This window comes from Streptomyces sp. NPDC030809 (assembly GCF_055572195.1).
This window is the reverse complement of record NZ_JBVIDV010000011.1, coordinates 108,337-131,453: the sequence shown is the minus strand read 5'-3', so window position 1 is coordinate 131,453 and position 23,117 is coordinate 108,337. Positions and strand designations below refer to the sequence as shown.

At 74.8% G+C, this 23,117-nt stretch carries 17 protein-coding genes; 3 read left to right on the top strand and 14 right to left on the bottom strand.

The features are described 5' to 3' along the window. Positions 1-3: 3 nt before the first annotated feature. The 3 genes from ACZ407_RS16900 to ACZ407_RS16890 are packed head-to-tail and all read right to left on the bottom strand — an operon-like array spanning position 4 to position 2,929. Positions 4-639: a LutC/YkgG family protein gene (locus tag ACZ407_RS16900; protein ID WP_468128849.1), complete on the bottom strand. Its 636-nt coding sequence runs from the start codon at positions 637-639 to the stop codon at positions 4-6. After that, positions 636-2,120, bottom strand: coding sequence for a lactate utilization protein B (locus tag ACZ407_RS16895; RefSeq protein WP_468128848.1), 1,485 nt, complete (start codon positions 2,118-2,120; stop codon positions 636-638). The genes ACZ407_RS16900 and ACZ407_RS16895 overlap by 4 nt, the downstream gene beginning before the upstream one ends. Beyond that, positions 2,117-2,929: a (Fe-S)-binding protein gene (locus ACZ407_RS16890; protein ID WP_468128847.1), complete on the bottom strand. Its 813-nt coding sequence runs from the start codon at positions 2,927-2,929 to the stop codon at positions 2,117-2,119. Before ACZ407_RS16890 ends, ACZ407_RS16895 begins: the two co-directional genes overlap by 4 nt. A gap of 61 nt (positions 2,930-2,990) precedes the next feature. Between ACZ407_RS16890 and cobF the strand changes: the two genes are divergently transcribed. Further along, on the top strand, positions 2,991-3,743 hold the full coding sequence (gene cobF / locus ACZ407_RS16885) for a precorrin-6A synthase (deacetylating) (RefSeq protein WP_468128846.1): 753 nt from the start codon (positions 2,991-2,993) through the stop codon (positions 3,741-3,743). 52 nt (positions 3,744-3,795) lie between these two features. Further along, positions 3,796-4,170 carry a hypothetical protein gene (locus ACZ407_RS16880; protein ID WP_468128845.1) on the top strand — a complete coding sequence of 125 codons (375 nt, stop codon included), beginning with the start codon at positions 3,796-3,798 and terminating at the stop codon, positions 4,168-4,170. A gap of 22 nt (positions 4,171-4,192) precedes the next feature. Here ACZ407_RS16880 and ACZ407_RS16875 read toward each other — a convergent pair whose 3' ends face one another. Continuing rightward, the gene (locus ACZ407_RS16875) at positions 4,193-5,395 is read right to left on the bottom strand and encodes an MFS transporter (RefSeq protein ID WP_468128844.1); all 1,203 of its coding nucleotides are present in this window, start codon (positions 5,393-5,395) and stop codon (positions 4,193-4,195) included. A 148-nt stretch (positions 5,396-5,543) separates the two neighbouring features. On the opposite strand from ACZ407_RS16875, the gene ACZ407_RS16870 reads away from it, so the two are divergent. After that, positions 5,544-6,545: an ArsR/SmtB family transcription factor gene (locus tag ACZ407_RS16870; protein WP_468128942.1), complete on the top strand. Its 1,002-nt coding sequence runs from the start codon at positions 5,544-5,546 to the stop codon at positions 6,543-6,545. Positions 6,546-6,591: 46 nt separating this feature from the next. On the opposite strand, the gene ACZ407_RS16865 is transcribed toward ACZ407_RS16870, so the two are convergent. From ACZ407_RS16865 to ACZ407_RS16820, 10 genes are all read right to left on the bottom strand, one after another. Then, positions 6,592-7,731, bottom strand: a complete 1,140-nt coding sequence (locus ACZ407_RS16865; RefSeq protein ID WP_468128941.1) for an aminotransferase class V-fold PLP-dependent enzyme — start codon at positions 7,729-7,731, stop codon at positions 6,592-6,594. Between the two features lie 1,403 nt (positions 7,732-9,134). After that, positions 9,135-10,781, bottom strand: a complete 1,647-nt coding sequence (locus tag ACZ407_RS16860; protein ID WP_468128843.1) for a glycoside hydrolase family 71 protein — start codon at positions 10,779-10,781, stop codon at positions 9,135-9,137. A gap of 304 nt (positions 10,782-11,085) precedes the next feature. Then, positions 11,086-12,063 carry a MerR family transcriptional regulator gene (locus tag ACZ407_RS16855; protein ID WP_468128842.1) on the bottom strand — a complete coding sequence of 326 codons (978 nt, stop codon included), beginning with the start codon at positions 12,061-12,063 and terminating at the stop codon, positions 11,086-11,088. 166 nt (positions 12,064-12,229) lie between these two features. Next, positions 12,230-13,165 (bottom strand): cation diffusion facilitator family transporter, encoded by a 936-nt coding sequence (locus tag ACZ407_RS16850; protein ID WP_468128841.1) that lies wholly within the window; start codon positions 13,163-13,165, stop codon positions 12,230-12,232. Between the two features lie 144 nt (positions 13,166-13,309). Then, positions 13,310-16,048 (bottom strand): helix-turn-helix transcriptional regulator, encoded by a 2,739-nt coding sequence (locus ACZ407_RS16845; RefSeq protein ID WP_468128840.1) that lies wholly within the window; start codon positions 16,046-16,048, stop codon positions 13,310-13,312. Positions 16,049-16,337: 289 nt separating this feature from the next. Continuing rightward, the gene (locus tag ACZ407_RS16840; RefSeq protein ID WP_468128940.1) at positions 16,338-18,113 is read right to left on the bottom strand and encodes a S8 family serine peptidase; all 1,776 of its coding nucleotides are present in this window, start codon (positions 18,111-18,113) and stop codon (positions 16,338-16,340) included. Between the two features lie 560 nt (positions 18,114-18,673). After that, complete coding sequence (locus ACZ407_RS16835) at positions 18,674-19,456, bottom strand: alpha/beta fold hydrolase (RefSeq protein ID WP_468128839.1); 783 nt, start codon at positions 19,454-19,456, stop codon at positions 18,674-18,676. A gap of 153 nt (positions 19,457-19,609) precedes the next feature. Continuing rightward, positions 19,610-20,305 (bottom strand): NADPH-dependent F420 reductase, encoded by a 696-nt coding sequence (locus tag ACZ407_RS16830; RefSeq protein WP_468128838.1) that lies wholly within the window; start codon positions 20,303-20,305, stop codon positions 19,610-19,612. A 136-nt stretch (positions 20,306-20,441) separates the two neighbouring features. Beyond that, a complete protein-coding gene (locus ACZ407_RS16825; RefSeq protein ID WP_468128837.1) occupies positions 20,442-21,509 on the bottom strand; it encodes an alpha/beta hydrolase in 1,068 nt (355 codons plus the stop codon). A gap of 218 nt (positions 21,510-21,727) precedes the next feature. Continuing rightward, the gene (locus ACZ407_RS16820) at positions 21,728-23,104 is read right to left on the bottom strand and encodes an LLM class flavin-dependent oxidoreductase (RefSeq protein ID WP_468128836.1); all 1,377 of its coding nucleotides are present in this window, start codon (positions 23,102-23,104) and stop codon (positions 21,728-21,730) included. Positions 23,105-23,117: the final 13 nt, after the last annotated feature.

Here is a 23,117-nt window from a genome sequence, read left to right as displayed (position 1 = left end):
GGCTCATTGTGACCGGACGAGGACCACATCGAGGGTGCGGGGGCCGTGGACACCCTCCACCCGGTCGAGTTCGATGTCGCTCGTCGCGGAGGGCCCGGAGATCCAGGTGAGCGGCCGGGCCGGGTCCAGGCGTTCGAGTGCCTGCGGTACGGAGTCGACGACCTGGGCGGGGACGCGGACCACGCACACGTGGTGGTCGGGTACCAGGGTGATGCGGCGGCGCCCCTGTCCGGGCCCGCCGTCGAGCACGAGGGTGCCGGTCTCGGCGACGGCCAGGGCGCAGCCGGTCAGGACGGCGTCCACCCGGTCGAGCTGCGCGGGGGTGTCCCCGGGCCGGTCTTCCAGGAGGGCGGCGCCGGCGGCCGCCGCGGCGGCGGACCAGGCCGGCGGCAGGCCGGACGGCACGAGGACGGTGCGGGCCTGCGCGAGCAGCCGCGCCAGGGTGGCGGGCAGTCCCGCCTCGTCGGTGCGGTGCACCCGGGCGCGGTAGTCGGCGAGGTTCTCCGCGAGCAGGGCGGTGCGCTGCTCGTCCGTGCGGTCGGCGTGCACGCGGAGGTAGTCGCGGGGTACGGGCGGTGCGGGCGGCGCGTCGGCGAGGGCCCGGCGGATCCGGGCGAGGATGAGGTCGCGGCTCGTCATGTGCGCGGCTCCCGTTCGCGGCGCCACCAGTCGCGGAAGGACTCGGCGGGGATGTCGGGCAGTTCCCGGGTGTCGGTCCAGGCCCGGCCGGGGCCGGGGAGCCGCCGGGGGCGCAGCCGGCGGGCGCGGGCCAGCAGCCGTTCCCCGGCCCGCAGGGCGCCGGGGCGGTCGAGGAGGAGGCGGGAGGCGCGGACGGCGGCCCGTTCGGCGGCGTGTCCGCGGGCGGGCCGGATCCGGACCCGTACCCCGGCGCGGGTCACGGGGCCGCCCTGCGCGATGCGTTCGCGCAGGTGGACGAGGACCTCGGGGATGTCGATGCCGACCGGGCAGACCTCGTAGCAGGCTCCGCACAGGGTGGAGGCGAAGGGCAGGGAGGCGTCGATCTCGCTTCCCGTGCCGCGGAGCTGGGGGCTGAGGATGGCGCCGATCGGGCCCGGGTAGACGGAGCCGTACGCGTGCCCGCCCGCCCGCTCGTAGACGGGGCAGACGTTGAGGCAGGCGGAGCAGCGGATGCAGCGCAGCGCCTGGCGGCCGACCTCGTCGGCGAGGGTGTCGGTGCGGCCGTTGTCGAGGAGGACGAGGTGGAAGGCGCGCGGCCCGTCCCCGTCGGCCCCCTGCGCTGGGCCCAGCCCGGTCCACATGGTCGTGTACGGGTTCATCCGCTCGGCGGTCGAGGAGCGCGGCAGGGTCTGGAGGAAGATCTCCAGGTCCCGGAAGGTGGGGACGAGTTTCTCGATGCCGACGACCGAGATGAGGGTCTCGGGGAGGGTCAGGCACATCCGGCCGTTGCCCTCGGATTCGAGGACCACGAGGGTGCCGGTCTCGGCGACCATGAAGTTGGCCCCGGAGATGCCGACTTTGGCGCGCAGGAACTTCTCGCGCAGGTGCAGCCGGGCGGCCTCGGCGAGCTCGCGCGGGTCGTCTCCCAGGTCTTCGGGGGCCGGCCGCCCCCAGTCCGCCATCTCGGCGCGGAAGACGTCGCGGATCTCGGCCCGGTTGCGGTGGATGGCGGGCACCAGGATGTGCGAGGGCCGGTCGTGGCCCAACTGCACGATGAGTTCGGCGAGATCGGTTTCGTACGCCCTGATCCCGGCTTCGGCCAGCGCCTCGTTGAGGCCCGTCTCCTGGGTGGCCATCGACTTGACCTTGACGGCTTCCCGCTCGCCGGTGGCGAGGACCAGTTCCGTGACGATCCGGTTGGCCTCGGCGGCGTCGGCGGCCCAGTGCACGGTGCCGCCCGCCGCGGTCACGGCCGCCTCCAACTGGAGGAGGTAGCGGTCGAGGTGACGGAGCGTGTGGTCCTTGACGGCCCGGCCGGCGGCCCGCAGCCGTGCGAAGTCCGCGAGTTCGGCCACGGCCCGGGCCCGCTTCTCGCGGATGGTGTGCGTGGCGTGCCGCAGGTTGGCGCGCAGCGCCCGGTCCTGCACCGCGGCCCGGGCGGCCTGCGGGAAGGCCGGCATGCCGAGGAAGGTGCCGCTCACCGCCGCCCCTCCTGCCCGGAGCGCGGGCCCGCCCGGTCCGGGAGCGGGCCGCCGCCGGGCCACGGTTGCGCCTCCGTGGCGGCGAGGACCTCCGCGAGGTGCACCGTGCGCAGCGGGGCCCCGCGGCGGCGCAGGAGGCCCCCGAGGTGCGCCAGGCAGGAGTTGTCCGACCCGCACAGCACCTCGGCGCCCGACGCCTGCGCCGCACGCACCTTGTCCGCGCCCATGGCGGCCGACACGTCCGGGTTCTTCAGGGCGAAGGTGCCGCCGAAGCCGCAGCACTCCTCGGCGCCCGGCAGCTCCGCCTCCTCCAGGCCGCGCACCGCCGCCAGCAGGCGGCGCGGCCGGTCCCCCAGCCCCAGTGCCCGCAGCCCGTGGCAGGAGGGGTGGTAGGCGACGCGGTGCGGGAAGTACGCGCCGACGTCGGTCACGCCCAGCACGTCGAGGAGGAACTCGGTGAGCTCGTACACCCGCGGCGCGAGCGAGTCCGCGAGCGCGGCCAGTTCGCCGCCCCGCCCCTCCGCGGCCGCCTTCCGGCCGATCCGCGGGTACTGCTCGCGGACCATCGCCGCACAGGAGCCGGACGGGGTGACCACGTACGCGTAGCCCTCGAACGCGTGCGCGGTACGCCGTACCAGGGGCTCGGTCTCGTGCCGGTAGCCGGAGTTGTAGGCGGGCTGCCCGCAGCAGCTCTGCGCGGCCGGGAAGTCCACCGCCACCCCGAGCCGCTCCAGCAGCCGCACGACGGCGATGCCGGTCCGCGGATACAGCGCGTCGTTGACGCAGGTGACGAACAGGGCGACGCGCATGCCCGGAGGATAGCGGGACCTGGCCTCCCGCCCCCCGGCGGCATGGGGCAGACTCGGCGGGGTGAGAAAGTTCTATGTCATCGGCATCGGCGCGGGCGACCCCGACCACCTGACCCTCCAGGCGGTCGCGGCGATCCGGGCCACGGACGCGTTCCTCATCCTGGAGAAGGGCGAGGAGAAGGCGGACCTCACCGGCCTGCGGCGCGCCATGCTGGCGGCGCACGCCCGGCCCGGCCACCGGCTGGTCGAGGGCCGGGACCCGGACCGCGACCGCACCCCGGCCGACTACGCCCCGACCGTCGACGGCTGGCGCAGCGCCCGCGCGGAGATCTTCGAGCGGTTCATCGCCGAGGACCTCGCCGAGGACGGCACCGGCGCCTTCCTGGTGTGGGGCGACCCCTCGCTGTACGACTCCACGCTCGCGATCCTCGAAGAGGTCACCGAGCGCGGCCGGGTGGCGTTCGAGTACGAGGTGGTCCCCGGCATCAGCAGCATCTCCGCCCTGCTGGCCCGGCACCGCACCAACCTGAACCGGGTCGGCCGCCCCGTCCAGATCACCACCGGCCGCCGGCTGGCCGAGGGCTGGCCGCAGGACGCCGACGACGTGGTGGTCATGCTCGACGCCCGGCACGCCTTCACCCGCCACCTCGACCAGGACCTCACCATCTACTGGGGCGCGTACGTCGGCACCCCCGACGAGATCCTGGTCTCGGGCAAGCTCGCCGAGGTGTCCGCACGGATCGAGGAGCTGCGCACCGAGGCGCGGGCCCGCAAGGGCTGGATCATGGACACCTACCTGCTGCGCCGCGCCTGAACGCGTCCGGGCACCCGGTCGCGGCGGCCCGAGCCGAGGGACGAGGGAACGAATGGGCTTGAGGGAAGGCCAGCGGGTACGGCTGGCACAGGACCTGGGGCTGGCCGAGGCCGTCGCCGGACCCGCGGGGGCCACCGTCGGGTTCCTGTCCCTGGGGGCGGGCACCGAGGGCACCGTCGAACGGGTGGACGGGCAGCGCCCGCCGGGCCACGGGGTCCTGGAGTACGAGCGGCTCCGGTCGCTGCTCGGCGACTACGGCCACACCATGCCCGCGGAGAGCCGCAAGCGGCTCGAAGAGGAGGTCGCCGCCCTGGAGCCCGAGTGGGCGGCCCACCAGGAGGGCGGCAGCCGCGTGACGGCCCGCGTCCGCTTCGACAACGGCTTCGTCCTCGACGGCGCGCACGAGGAGGTCCTCGCCCCCCTCTGACGGGCCCGGCCCGGGGCCGGGCCTACGCCGGCTCCCGGCTCCCGGCGGGCACGGCCGGCGCCGGACTGCGCCGCGGGACCAGATGGCGGGCGAACGCGACTCCGGCGAGCACGGCCACCAGGGCGCACACCGCCGTCCAGCCGAGGGCCGCGTACGCCCGTACGCCCAGCCAGGAGCCCACCGTGCCGCCCGTGTAGGCGCACGTCATGTACGCGGTGTTGAGCCGGGCCCGGGCATCGGGGCGCAGCGCGTACACCCGCGCCTGGTTGGCGACCGCACCGCACTGCATGGCGACGTCGAGCAGCAGCGTGCCCGCGGCCAGCGCGACCAGGCCCACCGCCCCGCCGAGCCCGCCGAACGCGAGGACCGCGGCGGATCCGAGGATCCCGCACAGGGAGACCGTGTTCACCGGCCGCGGCCCGTACCGGTCCACGAGCCGCCCCGCGTACGGGGTGCACAGCATGGTCGCCCCGCCGACCAGGGCGAGCAGCCCGACGGCGTGCGCCCCCAGCCCGTACACCGGCCCGTCGAGCAGCAGCGCCACACAGGTCCAGGCGGCGGAGAAGGCTCCGAACGCGGCGGCCTGGTACAGGCAGGACCGCCGCAGCTCCGGCTCGGCCCGCAGCAGCCGCAAGGGTTCGACCAGGAACGAAGCGTACGGCTGCCGGTCCGCCCGGACTCCGGTGTCGGGCACCACCCGCGCCATCACGGCGGCCAGGACGAGCACCACGGCCGCGGCCACCAGGTAGGGCGCCCGCCAGCCCAGCCACTCCCCCAGCACCCCGCTGAACGTACGGGCCAGCAGCATGCCCCCGGTGGAGCCGCTGAGCAGCGTGCCGAGCACGGCACCCCGCCGGTCGGGGGCCACCAGACCCGCCGCCATGGGCCCGATGATCTGCGCCGCCACCGTGGTCAGCCCGACGAGCGCACTCGCGGCCACCAGCTGCGGCAGGGCCGGCGCCAGCCCCGCGGCCAGCAGGGCCAGCCCGGTCAGCGCGAGCATGACGACCAGCAGGGTCCGGTGGCGGAGCCGGTCGCCGAGCGGCACCACGAAGACCATCCCGGCGGTGTAGCCGATCTGGGTGCCGGTCACCACGAGCGAGGCGGTGTCCGCGGACACCCCCAGCCCGTGGGCGATCAGCGGCCCCACGGCCTGCGGGAAGTACAGGTTGCCGACCGCCACGGCACAGGTGACGGACAGGATCAGCAGCAGCCGCCGGCTCACCGGGTGTCCCCGGCGCGCCCGGCGGAGCAAAGCAGGGACGGGGGCGTGGGCAGGGGCGGGGGCAGGGTCAGGGACGTGGACATGGGTGAAGTCCACGCGACCCCCCACCCGCCTGCCAACTGATGTAGCGTACGGCTTAATGATCAATGTGATCAGCTTCGAGCTGGGCGTGGAGGACCTCGCCCACACCCGCTTCGCCCTCTCGCCCATCGGCGAGACCGTGCTGAGCCTGCGGGTGCTGCGCGATCCGGGCATATCCGCCCTGCACCTCCCCTGGCGCAGGTCCGTCCTCCCCCGGCTCGGCGGCCTGGACACCGCCCTGCTGATGTCCCTGGTGGCGGACCGCCTCACCGTCCCGGACTTCCTCACCCCCCGCCCCCGTTCCTTCGAGCCCTCTTTCGAAGAAGAACTCGCGGCGGTCCGCCGGACCCCGCCCGACGTGGTCCGCCGCGACCTGCTCGCCGCCCACGCCCCCGACCCGCTCCCCGGCCCCCTGCGCGAGACGGCCGCCGACGGCGCGGGGAACCTCGCCGCCCTCCACGACCGCATCTGCACACTCCTCTCCGCCTACTGGGAGCTGGCAGTCAGACCGTTCTGGCCGCAGATCAGGCTCGTGGCCGAAGCCGACATGACCCACCGGGCCCGGCAGCTGGCCCGCGGCGGCGCCCGCCTCCTCTTCGCCGACATGCACCCCAACATCCGCTGGGAGGAGACCGGTTCCCGGGGCTTCCTGCGCATCCACCGCACCATCTGCGGCTACGAGACCCAGGCCGGCGGCCGCGGACTGCTGCTGACCCCCTCGGTGTTCGCCCACAAACCCGCTCCGCCCGTGGGCCCGGAGGAGCCGCCCTCGCTGCTCTACCCCAGCCGAGGAGTGGCGACCCTGTGGACCGGCGAACCGGCCCCCTCCCCCGCCGGCCCCGACCTCGTCCCCCTGCTCGGCGCCCCCCGGGCCCGGCTCCTGGCCCTGCTGGCGGAGCCGCAGCCCGGGGTGGAACTCGCCCGCCGCCTGCGCGTGACCCCCAGCGCGGTCTCCCAGCACCTGCGCGTGCTGCACGCCACCGGGCTGGTGTCCCGCGCCCGCCAGGGCCGCCAGGTCCTCTACCGCCGCACCCCGCTGGCCGACCGGCTCGCGGAGGGAACCCCGTAGGGGCCCGCGAGCCGGTGCCGGACGGGACGGGTACGCGCGACGGCCGTCAGCGGGAGCCCAGCAGGCCCGCCAGGCCCTCCGCCAGCCGCTCGTACTCCTCCGGCCGGTTGTAGATCTGCCCGCAGATCCGCAGCCCCCCGCCGCCCGGCCAACCGAAGGTGTTCACCCGGGCCCGAAGCCGCTCGAACACCTCGATGCGCAGCGCACGCGCCCCGGCCAGGTCCTCGGCGACACCCGCCGGCAGCCGCAGCGTACGCATGGCCACCCCCTCGCTGAACGGCAGCGGCACGAGCCCGGCCACCTCGGCGAGCACCGCACTGCCGTGCGCGGCCAGCGCACTGTTGTGCGCCCGCACCTTGTCGGCGCCGAGCCGCGCCAGCACGTCCAGGCCCTCCGGGGCCGCGAGCCAGCCGGTGTAGTCGGCGGTGGCCCGGTTCTCGACGTTCTTCGGGAACCCGTGGTGGTCCTCCCACGAGGGGACGAGGGCCCGCACGGCCCCCCGGAACCGCGGCGCAACCGCGAGGATCGCGCTCCCGGACGGCCCGTACCCCCACTTGTGCAGGTTCCCGAACCAGAAGTCCGCCCCGCCGGCCAGCGGGTCCGGCAGCATCCCCAGCGCGTGCGCCCCGTCCACCACGGTGGTCACCCCGCGCTCGGCCAGCGCCGCGAGCAGCCGCGGCCCGGCCACGATCCGCGCCGTCGGCGAGGTGATGTGGTCGAGCACCGCCACCTTGGTCCGCGGGGTGACCGCGGCCAGCACGGCCTCGCTGACCGCCTCCTCGTCGGGCAGCCCCGGATCCAGCACCACCGTCCGCAGCGTCCCCCGCCGCGCGGCCGCCTCGCTCACCGTCCCGTACCCGTGATCGGTCACGAGGATCTCGTCCCCGTCCGCGAGCGACAGCGCCGCCAGCGCCACGTTGGCTGCCTCGGTGGCATTGGACACGAACGCAATCCCGGCGGGATCGGCCCCCAGATGCGCCGCCACCCGCCCCCGCGCGGCCTCGATCCGGTCGGGCGCCGCCAGGAAGAAGGCATCGGGATCGGCCTCCAACTCGGCCCGCAGCCCGGCCTGCACCTCCAGCACGGGTATCGGAACGGCCCCGAACGAGCCGTGGTTGAGATGCGCAATCCCGGGATCCAGCCGGAACAGCGCGCTTCCCTGCGGGAATTCGGCCACGGTGTTCATCTCGGTCACGCCAGTCGCCTCCGAAGTCGTACGGCCTCGCCACGCCCCTCCCCCGCGTGGGCCGTGTGCGGCCGCCGGGGCGGAGGGCTGCACCGGGTCGGTGCCGGTGCCGATCATGCCAGTCCGCTGCGCTTGGCGGGCGGGGTCGCGGTGTCGCCCGTGCCGGGCGGGCGGTCGCGTCCCGGCGGGCCGCCGCTGGCCTTCCCGCGCTCCGCGCGGGTGCGCCCGTGGCGGGCGGGGCTTTCGGGTCCGGCTGGCCGCCGGTGGGGCTGTCCCCGCGCTCCGCGGGGGGGATGTTCTCCCACCCGCACCACCCGTACAACGCATCCAGATGCCGAGGCACTGGTGGTGGGCCCGGGCACGCTGGCGGCCCGCTCGCCGTGCAGGTGCGCCTGCCCGTGCCGGGCGGGGCTTTCGTGTCCGGCTGGCCGCCGGTGGGACTGCCCCCGCGCTCCGCGCGGGGGATGTTCTCCCACCCGCACCACCCGTACAAGGCATCCAGATGCCGAGGCACTGGTGGGGGGCTCGGGCACGTTGGCGGCCCGCCCGCCGTGGTTCGATACGGCGATCGGACCGCCGTTCGGGCAGCGGTATGCGGTTCCGCCGAACGCAATTGACGTCAGGCACGAACCTGCCTGCGTCGGGGGGCTGATCCCAGGCCGCAGGCGCCGACCGGCACGGGGCGCGTAGCGGTAGTGGGCGGCTTGTGTCCAACCACAAGCCACCCGGCGGCCGCCGACCGGCATTAGGCGCGTAGCGATCCGGGGCGCCTCGCCCCCGGCCACACGCCGACCGGCAGCCGCCGCCCCGGATCAGGCGTCTAGCGACCGTGGGCGGCCTCTGCCCAGCCCGAGCCGACCGGCGGCCGCCGACCGGCCTCGGGCACGTAGCGATCGTGGGCGGCCTCTGCCCGGCCACGAGCCGACCGGCCGCCGCGGACCGGGATGGGGCACGTAGCGATCGTGGGCGGGTCTTTCGCCCGTGAGGGCGCAGGCTCACCCCTACCCCGGCCCAGCCTTTCCGACCCTGTCGCTTGGTGTCGCCGTCCCCGTGACCGGCTTTCCCTCCGGGGGGTGCTCGCAAGTCTGGGGACTGACGGCACGGCGGCCGGAGTCAAGGGTGGCCCGCAGGGCCATCGCGCAGCGACGCGACCGAAGGGAGCGCCCTTGACACCGGCCGCCGGGACGGCCGGACCATCAGACATGCGGGCACCCCCCGGAGCCCCCCACAACACCGCCCCACCCCAACCCCGCACGGTGAGACCCCGCCCCACTTTGGGGGTGGTGGGCAGACGCTGCCCCACAGCAACAAGGCCAGGGGGGAAAAGAAGCGCACCGAGGGCGGATCGACCGCAACCGACCCCGCCCCACGACCCCAAACCCGCCCCCCACACACCCCGCCCCCTACCCCCTCCCTCCCCCCACCCCGTAATACTGCAGGTCCTGTACCGCGACGACCCGTTCGACGCGGTACTGGGACTCCACCTTCACGCCGGGTCGGCCGCCCCGCTCGACGCTCGCTGCGCTCGTGCCCGGTCGCAGGGGGAGCAGTTCTGCGTGGACGCCCGCGGGGGCCCGGTGGGAGCCGGTCAGGTCGCCCGTTCTCGTGCGGACGGTGGCCGGGGCGGTGAGGAAGCTGAGGATTTCCACCCGGTCGCGGGCGACCGCGGAGCCCCGGCGCAGGGACATGACCAGGGACTGGCGGCCGGTCGGGTCCGCAGAGGCGAACTGGACCCGGGAGGTCAGGTACAGCGTGTCGCGCACGATCTTCGGCCAGCTGCCCGTCTTGAAGCGGGTCAGGTAGTACGAGGTCAGGTCCAGGTACGTGTGGCCGTTGTGCAGCGAGGGTGCGAAGTGGCTGCCTTCGGAGTAGTCGTTCCAGGTGGTGAGCTGGACCCAGTCCGCGCCGTCGTCGATGGCGTGGTTCCAGGTGGAGCGGAGCGTGGCCGTGTTGCCGGCCTCGTCGTAGATGCCCTGGTTGGGTCGGGCGTCCTGGACGGACACCGGCTGCATCCAGATCTTGCCCATGCCGTGGGCGCGGCGTACGTCCCGGGTCGCGCTCTCCTGGCCGACGTAACTGCGGCTGCCCCACTCGGAGAACCCGTGGCTGATGGGCGCGAACTCCCCGGAGTGCGCACCGAAGTCGAGGAACAGCGGGACGAGTGCGGTGCGGATGCCGTGCCGCCGGCGCAGGTCGTCCATGACCTGGCGCCACCAGGACACCGGCTTGGCCTCGGCCTTGAAGGGCGAGACCACCAGCCGGCCGTCGGACAGCCGGTGCGCCGCGGGCGAAGCAGCGAGCTTCGCAAGGGAGTTGGCGAGGCCGGCCGGGTCGGTGTTGAGGGAGGTCATGTCCGGCATCAGCATGATCTTGAACGCGGGGTCCACCGAGCGGGCCGCTTCCAGCAGCATGGTGGACCGCTCCCAGTTCTTGCCGGAGAGCGACAGCATGTCGAGGGTGAACCCGTCGAGCCCGGCCGCGCGGGCGGTGCGTACCTCTTCCTTCAGGTTGGCCAGCTCCCAGTTGCCGGCCTTCGGAGCCACGGGCAGCGGCCGGTCGCGCAGCAGTCCGCCGTACCTCTGGTGCTTGCCGCTCTCCCCGGCCGGGTTGAGGTAGTTGCGCGTGTAGTAGTCGCGGTCGGAGCGGGCGTTGTCGAGGGAGAGCGGGTAGGGGGTGAAGTAGTGCGCGAAGACCAGTTTGCCCCTCTTGCGCAGCTTGGCGGGGGCGGGCAGGTCGAAGGGCAGCGCCCCGGTGGACGGCCGCGCTCCCTTGGGGGCGCCGGTCGGGGGTACGACGGGGCGTTCGGTGCGGCCCGGGCCCGTGGGACCGGCGGAGCCGCCCGGCACCGGGTCGGTGACGTCAGCGCCGCCGGGGCCGCCGCCGCGCCCGTCGGCCGGTCCGCCGGTCCAGGGCTCGCCGATCTGCGGGGTGCTGCGCTCGGCCCGGCCGCCGGCCGGGAAGGGGTCCCAGGCGATGCCGGTGGCCGCGAAGGCGCCGACGAGCAGGAAGCCTGCGATGAGGAAGGCCAGCAGCGGGCGTTTGCCGCCCATGGCCTTGCGCCGGTGTGATGGCGGCCGCCTCCGGCCGCGTCGTTTCACCGGATCCGCACTCATCGTCCCTCCAGGGGCTCGGTTGCACATTCACTCGGCAGCACAGGGGTCCGTTGCACCGGGGCTCCGTTGCACCGGCGCTCGGTTGCACCCGCGCCCCGGCACGGATGCACCCGCCCCGCACAACGGTTTCTGCATATGCCTGCGCCGCAGGCACCTCAGCAGTAGATCGGATTAACGCCCGGCAAACAACCGTTCTCCTCCGGGCCGGCCTCCGGTGCGTACGCCATGGGGACCATCCCGCCTACGCCGGCCGAAGGCCCGTGACCGGCACCGGACCGGCTTCCGTGTCCCCGTCCAGGGCGGCGCGCAGCCAGGTGTGCGCGGCGCCCATGTTGGGCGCGGCCGACCCCTGCGGCGGGGCGTTCACCTGGGCGGCCAGGTCCCAGTAGCGGTCGAGGAAGGGCTCCGCGGTCCGGTCGAGCAGTCCCCTCAACTCCTGTCTGAACCCGGGCGTGTCGGCGCGTCCGCGGGCGTCTGCGTGGGCGCCGACGAACGCGTCGAGCGCGGCCCCGCGGCCGGGGGTCCGCCCGGCCCGCAGATCGGCGGACGCCAGTGCGTACGCCTCGCCGAGCCCCTCGTACAGGACGTCGGGGTGCCGTTTGCCCTCGGTCTCGCGGACGGCGGGGCGGCAGGATCCGAGGAACGGGAGGACTTCGCCGACGAGGGCGTGCACCTGGGCAAAGGCCAGTACCTGGGCGGGAGTCGGGTCGGCGGGCGGCTGGGGCACGGCCTCGTCCACGATGGCGGACCGCAGCCGTACGGACAGCCGCGGCGGGAGCAGCCCGCGCCAGAACCGCGCCATCGGGGCGGTGCTGGGCGGCGCGGACACGCCGCCCACGAGGCGCAGGCGCTCGGCGCGTTCGCCGGGCGGGCAGTCGTGGACCAGCCGGAGGGCGGCCTCGCGCCAGCGGAGGGCGGCGAGTTGGGAGCCGACGTCGCGCAGCCGGTCCGCGAGGGCGTCTTCGAGCACGCCGTCGCGCAGGTCGTCCTGCTCCAGCACCCGGCCCACGTCGGAGACGGGCAGGTCGAGGCTGCGCAACGAGCGGATGAGCAGCAGCCGTTCGAGGGCCTCGGGGCCGTACCGGCGGTGGCCGCCGCCGCTGCGGCCGGCTTCGGGGAGCAGGCCGCCGTCGGAGTAGAAACGTACGGTCTTCACCGTCACGCCGGCCCGTTCGGCAAGCTCCCCGATACTCCAGGTCCCCGCACCCGCACCACTCACGCCCCGAACCTCCCCGAACTCCCCCGGCGGGACCTTCCACCCTATCCGCGCGCCCCTCGGCCACCCTCGGAACGCCCGCAGAATGCTCGCAGAATGCTCGCGCGAACGGCGTTCCCAGCCCGTGCACCGTTGCACACCGTTGCACACCCATGCCCGCCCCGTGCACTCAGTCGTGCAGCGCGTGTGCCGCCTCCGTGTGCCCCTCCGGCTCCAGTTGGAGGGTGGAGTGGGCGATGTCGAAGTGGTCGCCCAGGCAGGACTGGAGGCGGGCCAGGAGGTGTCCGTGGTCCTCGCTGCGCAGGGTGGCGCCGGCGACGACCACGTGCGCGGTCAGCACCGGCATGCCGGAGGTGACGGTCCAGGCGTGCAGGTCGTGGACGGCGACCACCCCCGGCTCCTCCAGCAGGTGGCGGCGGACCTCGGCGATGTCCGTGTCCTGCGGGGTGGCCTCCAGCAGGACGTGGGTGGCCTCGCGCAGCAGTCCGTACGCGCGGGGCACGATCAGTACGCCGATGACGATCGAGGCGATGGGGTCGGCCGCCTGCCAGCCGGTGAGCAGGATGACGAGGCCGCCGACGATGACGGCGACGGAACCGAGCGCGTCGCCGAGCACCTCCAGGTAGGCGCCGCGCAGGTTGAGGCTCTGGTCCTTGGCCTCGCGCAGGAGCCAGAGGCCGACGAGGTTGGCGGCGAGGCCGAGGACGGCGATGGCGAACATCAGCCCGCCCTTGACCTCTACGGGTTCGCTGAACCGGCGGATCGCCGACCAGAGCACCCAGACGAAGATGCCGAGCAGCAGGAGGGCGTTCAGTACGGCGGAGAAGATCTCGACCCGGTAGAACCCGAAGGTCCGGCGGGGGGTGGGGGCGCGCTGGGCGAGGGTGACGGCGCCGAGGGCGAGGGAGACCCCGACGGCGTCGGTGAGGCTGTGGGCGGCGTCGGCGAGCAGCGCGAGGCTGCCGGAGATCACGGAGCCGATCACCTGGAGGAGGGTGATGGCCGTGCTGATGCCGATCGTCCACACCAGCCGCTTGCGGTGGGCGCCGGTGAGCGTGCCGCCGGCGGCGGCGGGAGCGCCGTGGTCGTGACCCATGATCACCATCCGACCACGGGCCGCAGGTTTCCGCCCCCCGTACGTCCCCCGGGCGTACGACTCAGCACCCCCGGCCGTACGACCCGCGCATCCCCCGGCCGTGCGGTCTGCCCCGCTCGGCGGCGTACGACCAAGCCCGCCGCCCCTCCCCCCTCAGCGCCTCAGTGCCGAGGCCAGCTGGGCGCGGGAGCGGACGTCGAGCTTCTGGTAGATGCGGGTCAGCCGGGCCTCGACCGTCTTGACGCTGACGAAGAGCTTGTCGGCGGCCTCCTGGTTGCTGGCCCCCTGGCTGACCAGCAGGGCGAGCCGGGTCTCGGCGTCGGTGAGGGCCGCCGCGCCCGGGTGGTCGGGCCCGGCCGGGGCCTCCCGGGCGAGGTCGGCCCAGGGCTTGGCGCCCGCGCGGGTGAACACCTCGGCCGCGGTGAGCAGCGCGGCGCGGGCCGGGGCCCGGCGGCGCCGGCGGCGTTCGACGCGGGCGAGGGCCAGCAGCGTGCGGCCGCGCTCCAGGGGCAGGTCCAGGCTCTCGAACCGGTCCGCGGTGCACTCCAGGAGGGCGACGGCGGCCGCCGGTTCCCCGCAGGCGGACAGCCACAGCCCGCGGGCCCGGTCCAGGGCGGCGAGCACCCCGGTGCGGCCGAGGTCGGCGGCGACGGCGCCCACCGAGTCGAGCAGGGCGGCGGCCTCGTCGGGTTCGTCGGCGGCGACGAGGGCCTCGGCGAGTTCGCCGTGCCAGCGCAGGACCGAGGGGTCCACGACCTGCTGGGCGGCCTCCAGTTCGGCGACCCGGCGCAGGGTGGCGACGGCCTTGGCGGTCTCGCCCATGGCCAGTTCGACCAGGCCCAGGGCGTACAGGCTGCGCGAGAGGAAGACCAGGTCGCGTTCCTCCTCGGAGGCCTGGATCCCGCGGCGGGCGTAGGCGGCGGCGCGGGTGAAGCTGCCGCCGGTGGCCTCGGCCATGGCGGCGATGTACCAGGCGGGTCCCGGGGACAGGCCGGCCGCGATGGTCAGTTCCAGGGCGCGCCGGGCGTGCCCGGCTCCGGCGGCGCACCGGCCGCGCCGCAGCTCCACCTCGGTGAAGCTGCGCAGCACCTCGAACACGTCCTCGGCGGATCCGGAGCGTTCGACGGCGGGGAGCAGGACGAGCAGCTGGGCGCGGGCGTCGGCGAGCCGGTCGTCGAAGAGGGCGTGCCGTACGGCGAGGAACTGCGGCGCGTTGCGCATGACGAGCGGTACTTCGGGGGCGGGCAGTGCGAGGGCCTCGGCGAGGATGTCCTCGGCCGCCGGGTCTCCGAGGATGCGGCCCATGCGGGCGCGTACGGTCAGGGCCATGGCCTCGGCGCCGGGGTCCCCGCCGGCGGCGGCGAGCTCTCCGGCGTGGGCGGCGACGGCGCAGGAGCGTACGGGGTCCCCGTCGCTGAGGTTGAGCTTCCAGGCCAGGCGGAGCTGGACGGCGGCGAGCAGGGCCGGGTCGTCGGCGGCGTCGGCCATGGCGTGGGCGAAGGTCTCGTCGAGGTCGGCGAGGGCCTGTCCGGCGGCGTCGATGACGGCGAGGCGGGCGCGGACCCGGTCGGTGGGCGAGGAGTCGCGGGCGAGGACCGCGCGGGCGGCGCGGCGGGCGAGGTCGGCCCGGCCCGCGCAGCCGGCGTCCTCGGCGGCGCCGACGAGCCGGGCGAGGGCGGCGGCGGGCCGGTCCACGGGGGTGCGTTCGGCGGCGAGCATGCCGAGTTCGGCGGCCAGGGCCCGGTTGCCGCGGCGCCGGCAGGCGGCCGCGGCCTGGGCGACCTCCTCGGCGAGGGCCTCGTCGGCGGTGTCGGCGGCGAGGGCGCGGTGGCGTACCGCTTCGACGGGGTCGTCGACGGCGGCGGCGAGGGCGGCGTGCCCGGCGGCCCGGTCGGGCCAGCCGGCGTCGGCGGCGAGGGCGGAGGGCAGGGCGCCGGCGGTGAAGGCGACGGCCCCGTCCTCGCCGACGGTGACCAGCCCGGCCCGTTCGGCCTCCGTGAGTTCGGCCTCGGCGTCGGGGCGGCCGGCGCGGCGCAGCAGGGTGGTGGTGGGGCGGGCGGCGAGGGCGGCGAGCAGCAGGGTGGGGTGGGTGCGGGCGGGGGCCTCGGCGAGGAGCCGGCGGGCGACCTCGCGGGCCTGGCCGGAGATGGGCAGGGGGTCGGCGTGGTGGACGCCTTCGCGGGCTTCGGCGAGGGAGCGGCCGAGGGCGAGGGCGAGCCGGGGGTTGCCGCCGCTGGCCTGGTGGATGCGGCCGGCGAGGCGGGCGGGCAGGCCGTGCCGTACGAGGAGTTCGGCGAGGTCGTCGGCGCCGAGCGGGGGGACCCGCAGGCCGGGGGTGCCGGGTCCGCAGAGGGATTCGGCGAGGGAGGCGCCGCCCTGGACGCATTCGGCGACGAGGACCCGGACCCGGGGCGGGGTGAGCCGCAGGGCGAAGCGCAGCAGGTCGGTGGTTTCGATGTCGAGCCACTGGGCGTTGTCGACGACGAGGAGCACGGGGTCGGTGGCGGCGAGGGTGCGCAGGACGGCCACGACGGCGAGGCGCAGGGCGACGTGGTCGCGGCCGGCCCGGGGGGCGTCGGTTTCGCGGCGCAGCCAGGCGATGGCGGTGCGCTGGGGGCCGGCGAGCCGGTCGAGGGCGGCGGTGGGCACGGAGGCCAGCAGGGCGGCGGCGGAGGCCTCGGGTATCCAGCGGTCGGCGGCCTCGGGGGCCAGCCGCAGGACGGATTCGCCGCGGGCGGCGGCGGCCCCGGCGAGGGCTTCGACCACGGTGCTCTTGCCCACTCCGGCCGGGCCGGTGAGGATCGCTCGTCCGTGCGTGGTCAGCGCACGGCCGACGGTCTCGATGAGCTCACCGCGTCCGACGCTCGTGTCAGCGTTCCCCGTCGCCGCCACGCACAGCCACCCGCCTCTCGCTGTCCTGGGCCTGTCCTGTGAGCGCTGAGGATACGAGGTCGGCCGCGCGGCGGGTCCGGATTGTGACGCAGCAATCAGTCCGGGCAGCCGGAAACCCCGCAGGACCTGCCGGTTTGTGGGGTACCGGCAGGTCCGCGGGTCTGTTGGTCCGTACTAATTCCGGATCAGGGCCGGATCAGAACCGGATTGGTCGGGTCCGGGTCGTTCCGGGTGGATCCGGGGCGGCCGCAAGGCCGGGCCGGTGGCCCGGCCCGGTGGCCGGAGCGGCTCAGAAGCCGAGGCTCCAGGAGTCGATGTAGCCGGTGTCGGCGGCGGCCACGTCCTGGACGCGGAGCTGCCAGGTGCCGTTGGCGGGCAGGGCCGAGCCGTCCACGGTGTAGGTGGTGATCACGTTGGCGGCGCTGTCGCTCGACGAGCTCTTGAGGCGCTTGACGATGCCGTTCGGGGCGACCAGGTCGATGACCAGGTCACCGCGGTAGGTGTGCTTGATGTCGACGTTCACCTTGAGGGTGGCCGGGGCGTTGCCGGTCAGGCCGGAGACGGCGATCGAGGAGGAGACGGCGCCGCCGTTGTCCGGGATCGCCACGTCGGCGGTGTTCTCGAAGGTGGGGGTGGTCGGCGTGGAGGTCACCGCGGCCACGGCGGCGGCGGCGTCGGCGAGACCGGTGCCGCAGCCGCCGGTGCAGGTGCCGGCCAGCGGACGGGTGGTGCTCTTGATCGTCGACTCGACCTGGGCCGGGGTCAGCGAGGGCTTGGCGGCGACGAGCAGCGCGGCGAGGCCGGCGACGTGCGGGGCGGCCATGCTGGTGCCCTGGTACGGCTTGTAGATCTCCGCCGACGGCGTGGTGGTGCCGTTGTTCAGCGTGGAGAGGATGCCGTTCTCCGGGGTGGTGACGGTGCCGGGCGTGTCGGTGGCGCGGCGGGTCTCACCGCCCGGGGCGGCCACGTCGATGATGGTGCCGTAGTTCGAGTAGAACGAGCGGTCGCCGGTGCGGTTGCTGGCGGCCACGTTGATCACGTTGTTGCAGCTGGCGGGCGAGAAGCCGCTGGCGTCGGCGTTGCTGTTGCCCGCCGCGACGACCACGGTGGTGCCGCGGGCCACGGCCGCGTTGATCGCGTTCTGGTAGCTGGTGCCGCAGGTGCCCGAGCCGCCGAGGCTCATGTTGATGACCTTGGCGGGGGTGGCGTTGGCCGGGACGCCGGGGACGGAGCCGCCGGAGGCCCAGGTGATGGCGTCGACGATGTCCGAGGTGGCACCGCCGCACTTGCCGAGCACGCGGACCGGCTGGATCTTGGCGTTGTACGCGATGCCGGCGACGCCCTTGGCGTTGTTGGTGGCCGCGGCGATGGTGCCCGCCACGTGGGTGCCGTGCCAGGAGGAGTCGCTGGCCTTGGAGCCGGTGCCGCACTCGCCGGCGGCGCTCCAGTCGCCCTGGTCGGCGGGGTTGCTGTCGCGGCCGTTGCCGTCGCGGGCGGCGGTGGAGCTGGTGATGAAGTCGTAGCCCGCGACCACGTTGGGGGCGACGTCCGAGTGGGCGACGTAGCCGGTGTCGATCACGGCCACGGTCACGCCGGAGCCGGTGGTCTTGTCCCAGGCGGCCGGCACGTTCATGCCCGCGGTGGGCTCGAAGAGGTCCCACTGCTTGGCGTACTCGGTGTCGTTCGGGGTGGCCATGGCGTAGGCGCGGGAGTCGGGCTCGACGTACGCCACGTCCGGGTCGGCGCGGAAGGCGCTCATGACGTCGTTCGCCTCGGCCGGGGTCAGCTTGCCGCCCAGGTCGACGAGGGCGGCACCGGTGCCCAGGCGGCGCTCGAAGGCCACCTTCTCGCCGGCCTTGGCGCCCTTGGCCTTGGCGTCGTCGGCGGCGGCCGTGTTGGAACGGGCCTCGGAGGCGCCGGACTTGTAGCCGACGATCAGGTTCTCGACGGGTGCGACCGGCAGCGGGGTCACCGCGGCGGGGGCGGCACCGGGGGCAGCGGCGGGAACGGAAAGCGCCAGGGCGCCCGTGGCGGTACCGCCGAGCAGGGTGACGGATATCGCCACCACGGATATCAGCCTACGTCGTGATGCGTGCACGTTGTTCCCTTTCGCGGCCGTTGCCGAACGGGCCCGGAGCGGCCGGTTGGTGCGGTGTGGGAGGTGTACGGCGCGCTGCGGTGCCCGGAGCAGGCTCGCTCCAGCCGGCACGGACACCGCTGCGCGCCGCGCTGCCCCGGCCGCTTCTGCGAGGCGGGGGCAACGGCAGTACCGGGATCAGCCGGTTTGGGCGGCTTCCTGCCATGTGGGGTTGGCGGGTGGGCCGTTCGGCCGGAAAAGATCGCCGGTGGGCAGACAGTAGGCAAACCCCGCATGAACCCGATACAGGGAAAACCCTTGTCCGGCCCCTGTTACGTGCCTGTTTCCCTCGGGGTCCCCGCCCGACGTGAACCTCAACTTGGCTCCTGACCTGCGCGGTTGACCGGCATCGGGGGCGCCGGGGGCCGGCCGGGGGTGCGAGGGTTTCCGGGCCGGCTTCCGAAGACGCCGGACGGCGGGGCCGCGCCGTGCGCGACCCCGCCGTCCACCCGATGTCCTGATCTGTACGGAAGTACGGTCTGCCGGGCTCAGGCTCCGGCGGCCACCTCCAGCAGCAGCCCGGCGACCCGGTCCGGACACCGCAGCATCGGCAGGTGGTCGGATCCGGGCAGGCGGACCAGCCGGCAGCCGGGGATCCGGGCGGCCATCTCCTCGTTGCCGCGCACCACCTCGGGCTGGTCCTGCTCGCCGAGGACCAGCAGGGCAGGTACGGCGAGCTCCCCCAGGCGGTCGAAGGCGGGCGGGTCCGGGACCTGGTGGAACCGGTTGGAGAACCAGGCCGGGACCGATCCGCGGATGGCCGCCGCGGCCTCCTCGTCCGTGCCGCTGCCCGCGGCGCCCCACGTCCGCAGCCCGAGGCCCACGATCCCCTCGGTGTCCCCCGCCTTGGCCAGGGTCTCCAGCTCGGCGAGGAAGGCGGGCGAGGTGAATCCGTCGTACCCGGTGACCCCGGGGGCCAGCAGGGCCAGGGCCGCGACCCGGGAGGGGGCTTCGAGCGCGAAGCTGATCGAGGTGGCCCCGCCCATGCTGCCGCCCGCCAGGACGGCCCGCGCCACCCCGAAGTGGTCGAGGACCGCGGTCAGGTCGGCGGCGAGGGAGTAGGGCCCGGCCGGTGCGGGGGACCTGCCGTAGCCGCGGACGTCGTAGCGGATCACCCGGTGGCGGGCGGCGAGCGCCGGGAGGATCCGGTCCCAGACCCGGGAATCCGCGATGCCGGGGTGGAGGAGGACGACCGGCGGCCGCCCGTCCTCCTCCGCACCGACGGACTCCGCCCACAACTCACCGTTTTCCACTGGCACCATGAGTTCCATGGCGCCAGTCTGGTGCGGGCGCGGGAGTGATCACCAGGGCGGCGCGGGCGTGGCCGACCGGTCGGCCGAAACCCGCCGCCCGGGCGGGCGCGCGGGGCCACGGACGGGCCCGTGCCGGGCCCGTGCCGGATCCGGGGCCGGTCAGGCGCCCGGTCAGGCGCCCGGGCGGGCGGCTCCCTGGATGTGGAAGTTGAAGTCCGCGTGCCCCAGGGCGCCCATCAGGCGCAGCCAGACGGGGAGCATCATCTCGGTGCCCCGGGCGGTCTCGATCCCGCCCAGGTCGAGCACCGCGGACTCCGGCCAGCCGAAGGAGTGCAGCAGCTCCCGCGCGGTCTTCTTGGCGTCCGCGTCCTCACCGGACAGGAACACGTGGTGCTCTCCCGGCACCCGGGCCGGATCCACCATGACCAGGCAGTTCATGGTGTTGAGGGTCTTGACCACGCGCAGCTGCGGGAACGCCCGCTGGATCTGCTCGGCCAGGCTGTCGGAGTTGACCGGGTCCAGGACCGGCGGGAAGCCGTGGGAGAAGTCCAGCGGGTTCGCCACGTCCAGGAGCACCTTGTCGCCGAGGCCCGCCCCGCCCGCCGCCTCCAGCGCGGAGATGCTGACCCCGCCGCCGGTGGCGTTGACCAGCACCTCGCCCAGGTCGCCGGCCTCGGCGAAGGGGACCAGCCGGACGCCGGGGTGGCCGGCCAGCCAGGCGGCGAAGGACTCGCCGTCCTCCGGACCGGTGCGGGCGAGGGTGGCCTCGGGGTCCCGGGTGCCGATGACCACCTCGTGGCCGAGGCCGGCGAGGCGTGCGGCGAGGGTGCGGCCGACCGTTCCGGTACCGAGTACTGCGTAGCGCATGGGGTGCCTTTCGGGGAGCTGGCGGGATTCCGTGCGTCGATCGTCTGGGCACAACTCCCCTGTGGGCACGGGTGTTCCCGGCTCCGGCAGCGGAACCGTACGGTCGGACGCGAACGGCCGTACGAGCCGTACGCCGTCACCCCTGCGGGCCTGCGAGCCGTTCGCTCAGCCAGGGGAAGACCGCGGGGTACATGCGCTGCCAGGTGTCGAAGTTGTGTCCGCCGGTCGGCAGCACCAGCGTCCTGACCTGCACCCGGGTGCCGGCCGCGGCCCGCGCGAATTCCTCCAGGTAGCGGGGCGGGCTGAGCCGGTCCTGCCGGGAGGTGGCGAGGAACAGGGCCGCGTCGGGCGCCGGGCGGGCGTGCCGCACCAGCCACAGCGGGCTGTTGCGCTCCCGCAGCCGCGGGTCGGCGAGCACGTCCGGGTCCCCGTTCAGCGGGTCGGGGTCGAGGGCGACGCCCGCCCCGAAGACCTTCGGGTACTGGAGGGGCAGCTTCGCCGCGCAGAACCCGCCGGTGGAGAAGCCCATCAGCCCCCATGCCCGGGCCCCGGGCCGGGTGCGGAAGTGGTGGGCGACGAGGTCGGGCACGTCCCGGGCCAGCCAGGTGGCCACCTTGCGCTGCGGGGTGTCGCTGCAGTCGGTGTCCACACCGCCGGGGTCGATGACCGGCATGACCAGGATGAACGGATGCGACAGGCCCTGTGCCACGTACCGGGCGAAGGCCTCGGGCATGCCCCCGGCGTCGAGCCAGCCCTGCGGGGCGCCGGGCACCCCGTGGAGCAGCATCAGGACCGGGAACCGGGTCTTGGCGGCGCCGGCGGCCCGGTACTCGGGCGGTGTCCACACCAGCACCTGGCCGGCGAGCTTGGAGTGGGTGCCGCGGAAGGCGGTGGTGAGCACCCCGCCGCCGTTGTCGGCGAACTTCGCGCGGCCCACCGGCGGGCCGGTCATCGCCCCCGCCGAGCCGTCCCCCTCGGTGCCGAGGAGGTCGCTCCAGGAGGCGTAGAGCCCGTAGCTGTTGTTCATCCAGGTGGCGACGGTGGCGATGGCCGTCAGCTGGCACAGCAGGATCATCAGGAGGCGCACCGGCCAGCGGACCCAGGCCGGGCCGGGGATGCGGCCCCAGAGCACGAGGACGGCGGCCACGGCGAGCACCGTGAGGGCGATGAGCAGGGCGAAGAACGCCGTACTGGTGAGCTCCATCCCGCAGACCCCGTCCTTCTCCGCGCCCGGCCGGTGCCTCCCGGGCCGTGCCGGGCCCGGGTCCGCGCCGGCCAGGGCTCGCCCGTCGCCTGGGGGCACCCTCGCACCGGCGGGCCGCCTTGTCGCGGCGGCGCACCAGCGGCGCGCCCGGAAGGGGGCCGGTCCGGGACGCCGCGCACGCCCGGACCGGCCCCCCGGTCCTCCCGTCCCGCCTCCCGTCAGGACGTGCTCCGCGCGTACCGGTTGGCCGGGCGGGGCAGGCCGTAGTGCTCGCGCAGCGTGCGGCCGGAGTACTCGGTGCGGAACAGGCCGCGGCGCTGGAGCTCGGGCACGACCTGGTCCACGAAGTGGGTCAGCCCGGTGGGCAGGACCGGCGGCATGATGTTGAAGCCGTCGGCCGCCCCCTGGGTGAACCACTCCTGGAGCTGGTCGGCGATCTGCTCGGGGGTGCCGGCCACCACCCGGTGCCCGCGGCCGCCGCCGAGCCGTGCGATCAGCTCGCGGAGGGTGAGCCCGTCCCGGCGGGCGAGCTCCGCCACTAGGGTGAAGCGGCTCTTGTTGCCGTTGATGTCCCGCTCCTCGGGCAGGTCGGGCAGCGGGCCGTCGAGCGGCAGGCCGGTCAGGTCGGTGCCGAGCATCCCGGACAGCTGGGCCAGGCCGTACTCGGGGATCTGGAGCTCCGTCAGCTGTGCTTCCAGGGCCTTGGCTTCGGCCTCGGTGGAGCCGATGACGGGGCAGATGCCGGGCAGGATCAGCAGGTCCTCCTCGGTGCGCCCGTGGCGGGCCAGGCGGGACCTGAGGTCCTTGGCGAAGGTCTGGGCGTCGGCGAGGGTCTGCTGGGCGGTGAAGACGGCCTCGGCGTGCTTGGCTGCGAACTCCTTGCCGTCCTCGGAGGATCCGGCCTGGACGAGCAGCGGGCGGCCCTGCGGGGAGCGGGGGACGTTGAGCACGCCCTGTACGCCGAAGTGGGTGCCGCGGTGGGCGGCCGGGTGCAGCTTCGCCGGGTCGGCGTAGACGCCCCGCTCCTTGTCGAGGACGATCGCGTCGTCCTCCCAGCTGTCCCAGAGCTTGGTGGCGACGTCCAGGAACTCGTCGGCGCGCTCGTAGCGGAGGCGGTGTTCGAGGTGGTCCTCGCGGCCGAAGTTGCGGGCCTCGTCCACGGTGCCGGAGGTGACGATGTTCCAGCCGGCCCGGCCGCCGCTGAGGTGGTCGAGCGAGGCGAACTTGCGGGCCAGGTGGAAGGGTTCGTTGAAGGTGGTGGAGACGGTGGCGATCAGGCCCACGTGCTCGGTGACGGCGGCCAGGGCGGACAGCAGGGTCAGCGGTTCGAAGCCGCCGAGGGCGTTGTAGCGGGCCTGGCCCCACAGGGCGAGCCCGTCGGCGAAGAAGATCGAGTCGAGTTTGCCGCGCTCGGCGGTGCGGGCCAGCTCCTGGAAGTAGCCCAGGTCGGTGACCCGTTCGGGCCGGCTGTCCGGGTGGCGCCAGGCGGCGTCGTGGTGCCCGGCGTTCATCAGGAAGGCGTTCAGGTGGAGTTGGCGGCGCGGGCGGCCGTCGCGGGCGGCCGTCGCGTGGGCGGAGGAGGCGTACGAGGACATGGCGGGTCCTTGG

Coding starts and splice junctions, on each gene's coding strand:
- ACZ407_RS16900 (WP_468128849.1), bottom strand. CDS start 639: ATGACGAGCCGCGACCTCATCCTCGCCCGGATCCGCCGGGCCCTCGCC.
- ACZ407_RS16890 (WP_468128847.1), bottom strand. CDS start 2,929: ATGCGCGTCGCCCTGTTCGTCACCTGCGTCAACGACGCGCTGTATCCG.
- ACZ407_RS16880 (WP_468128845.1), top strand. CDS start 3,796: ATGGGCTTGAGGGAAGGCCAGCGGGTACGGCTGGCACAGGACCTGGGG.
- ACZ407_RS16865 (WP_468128941.1), bottom strand. CDS start 7,731: ATGAACACCGTGGCCGAATTCCCGCAGGGAAGCGCGCTGTTCCGGCTG.
- ACZ407_RS16860 (WP_468128843.1), bottom strand. CDS start 10,781: ATGGGCGGCAAACGCCCGCTGCTGGCCTTCCTCATCGCAGGCTTCCTG.
- ACZ407_RS16850 (WP_468128841.1), bottom strand. CDS start 13,165: ATGGTGATCATGGGTCACGACCACGGCGCTCCCGCCGCCGCCGGCGGC.
- ACZ407_RS16835 (WP_468128839.1), bottom strand. CDS start 19,456: ATGGAACTCATGGTGCCAGTGGAAAACGGTGAGTTGTGGGCGGAGTCC.
- ACZ407_RS16830 (WP_468128838.1), bottom strand. CDS start 20,305: ATGCGCTACGCAGTACTCGGTACCGGAACGGTCGGCCGCACCCTCGCC.
- ACZ407_RS16825 (WP_468128837.1), bottom strand. CDS start 21,509: ATGGAGCTCACCAGTACGGCGTTCTTCGCCCTGCTCATCGCCCTCACG.
- ACZ407_RS16820 (WP_468128836.1), bottom strand. CDS start 23,104: ATGTCCTCGTACGCCTCCTCCGCCCACGCGACGGCCGCCCGCGACGGC.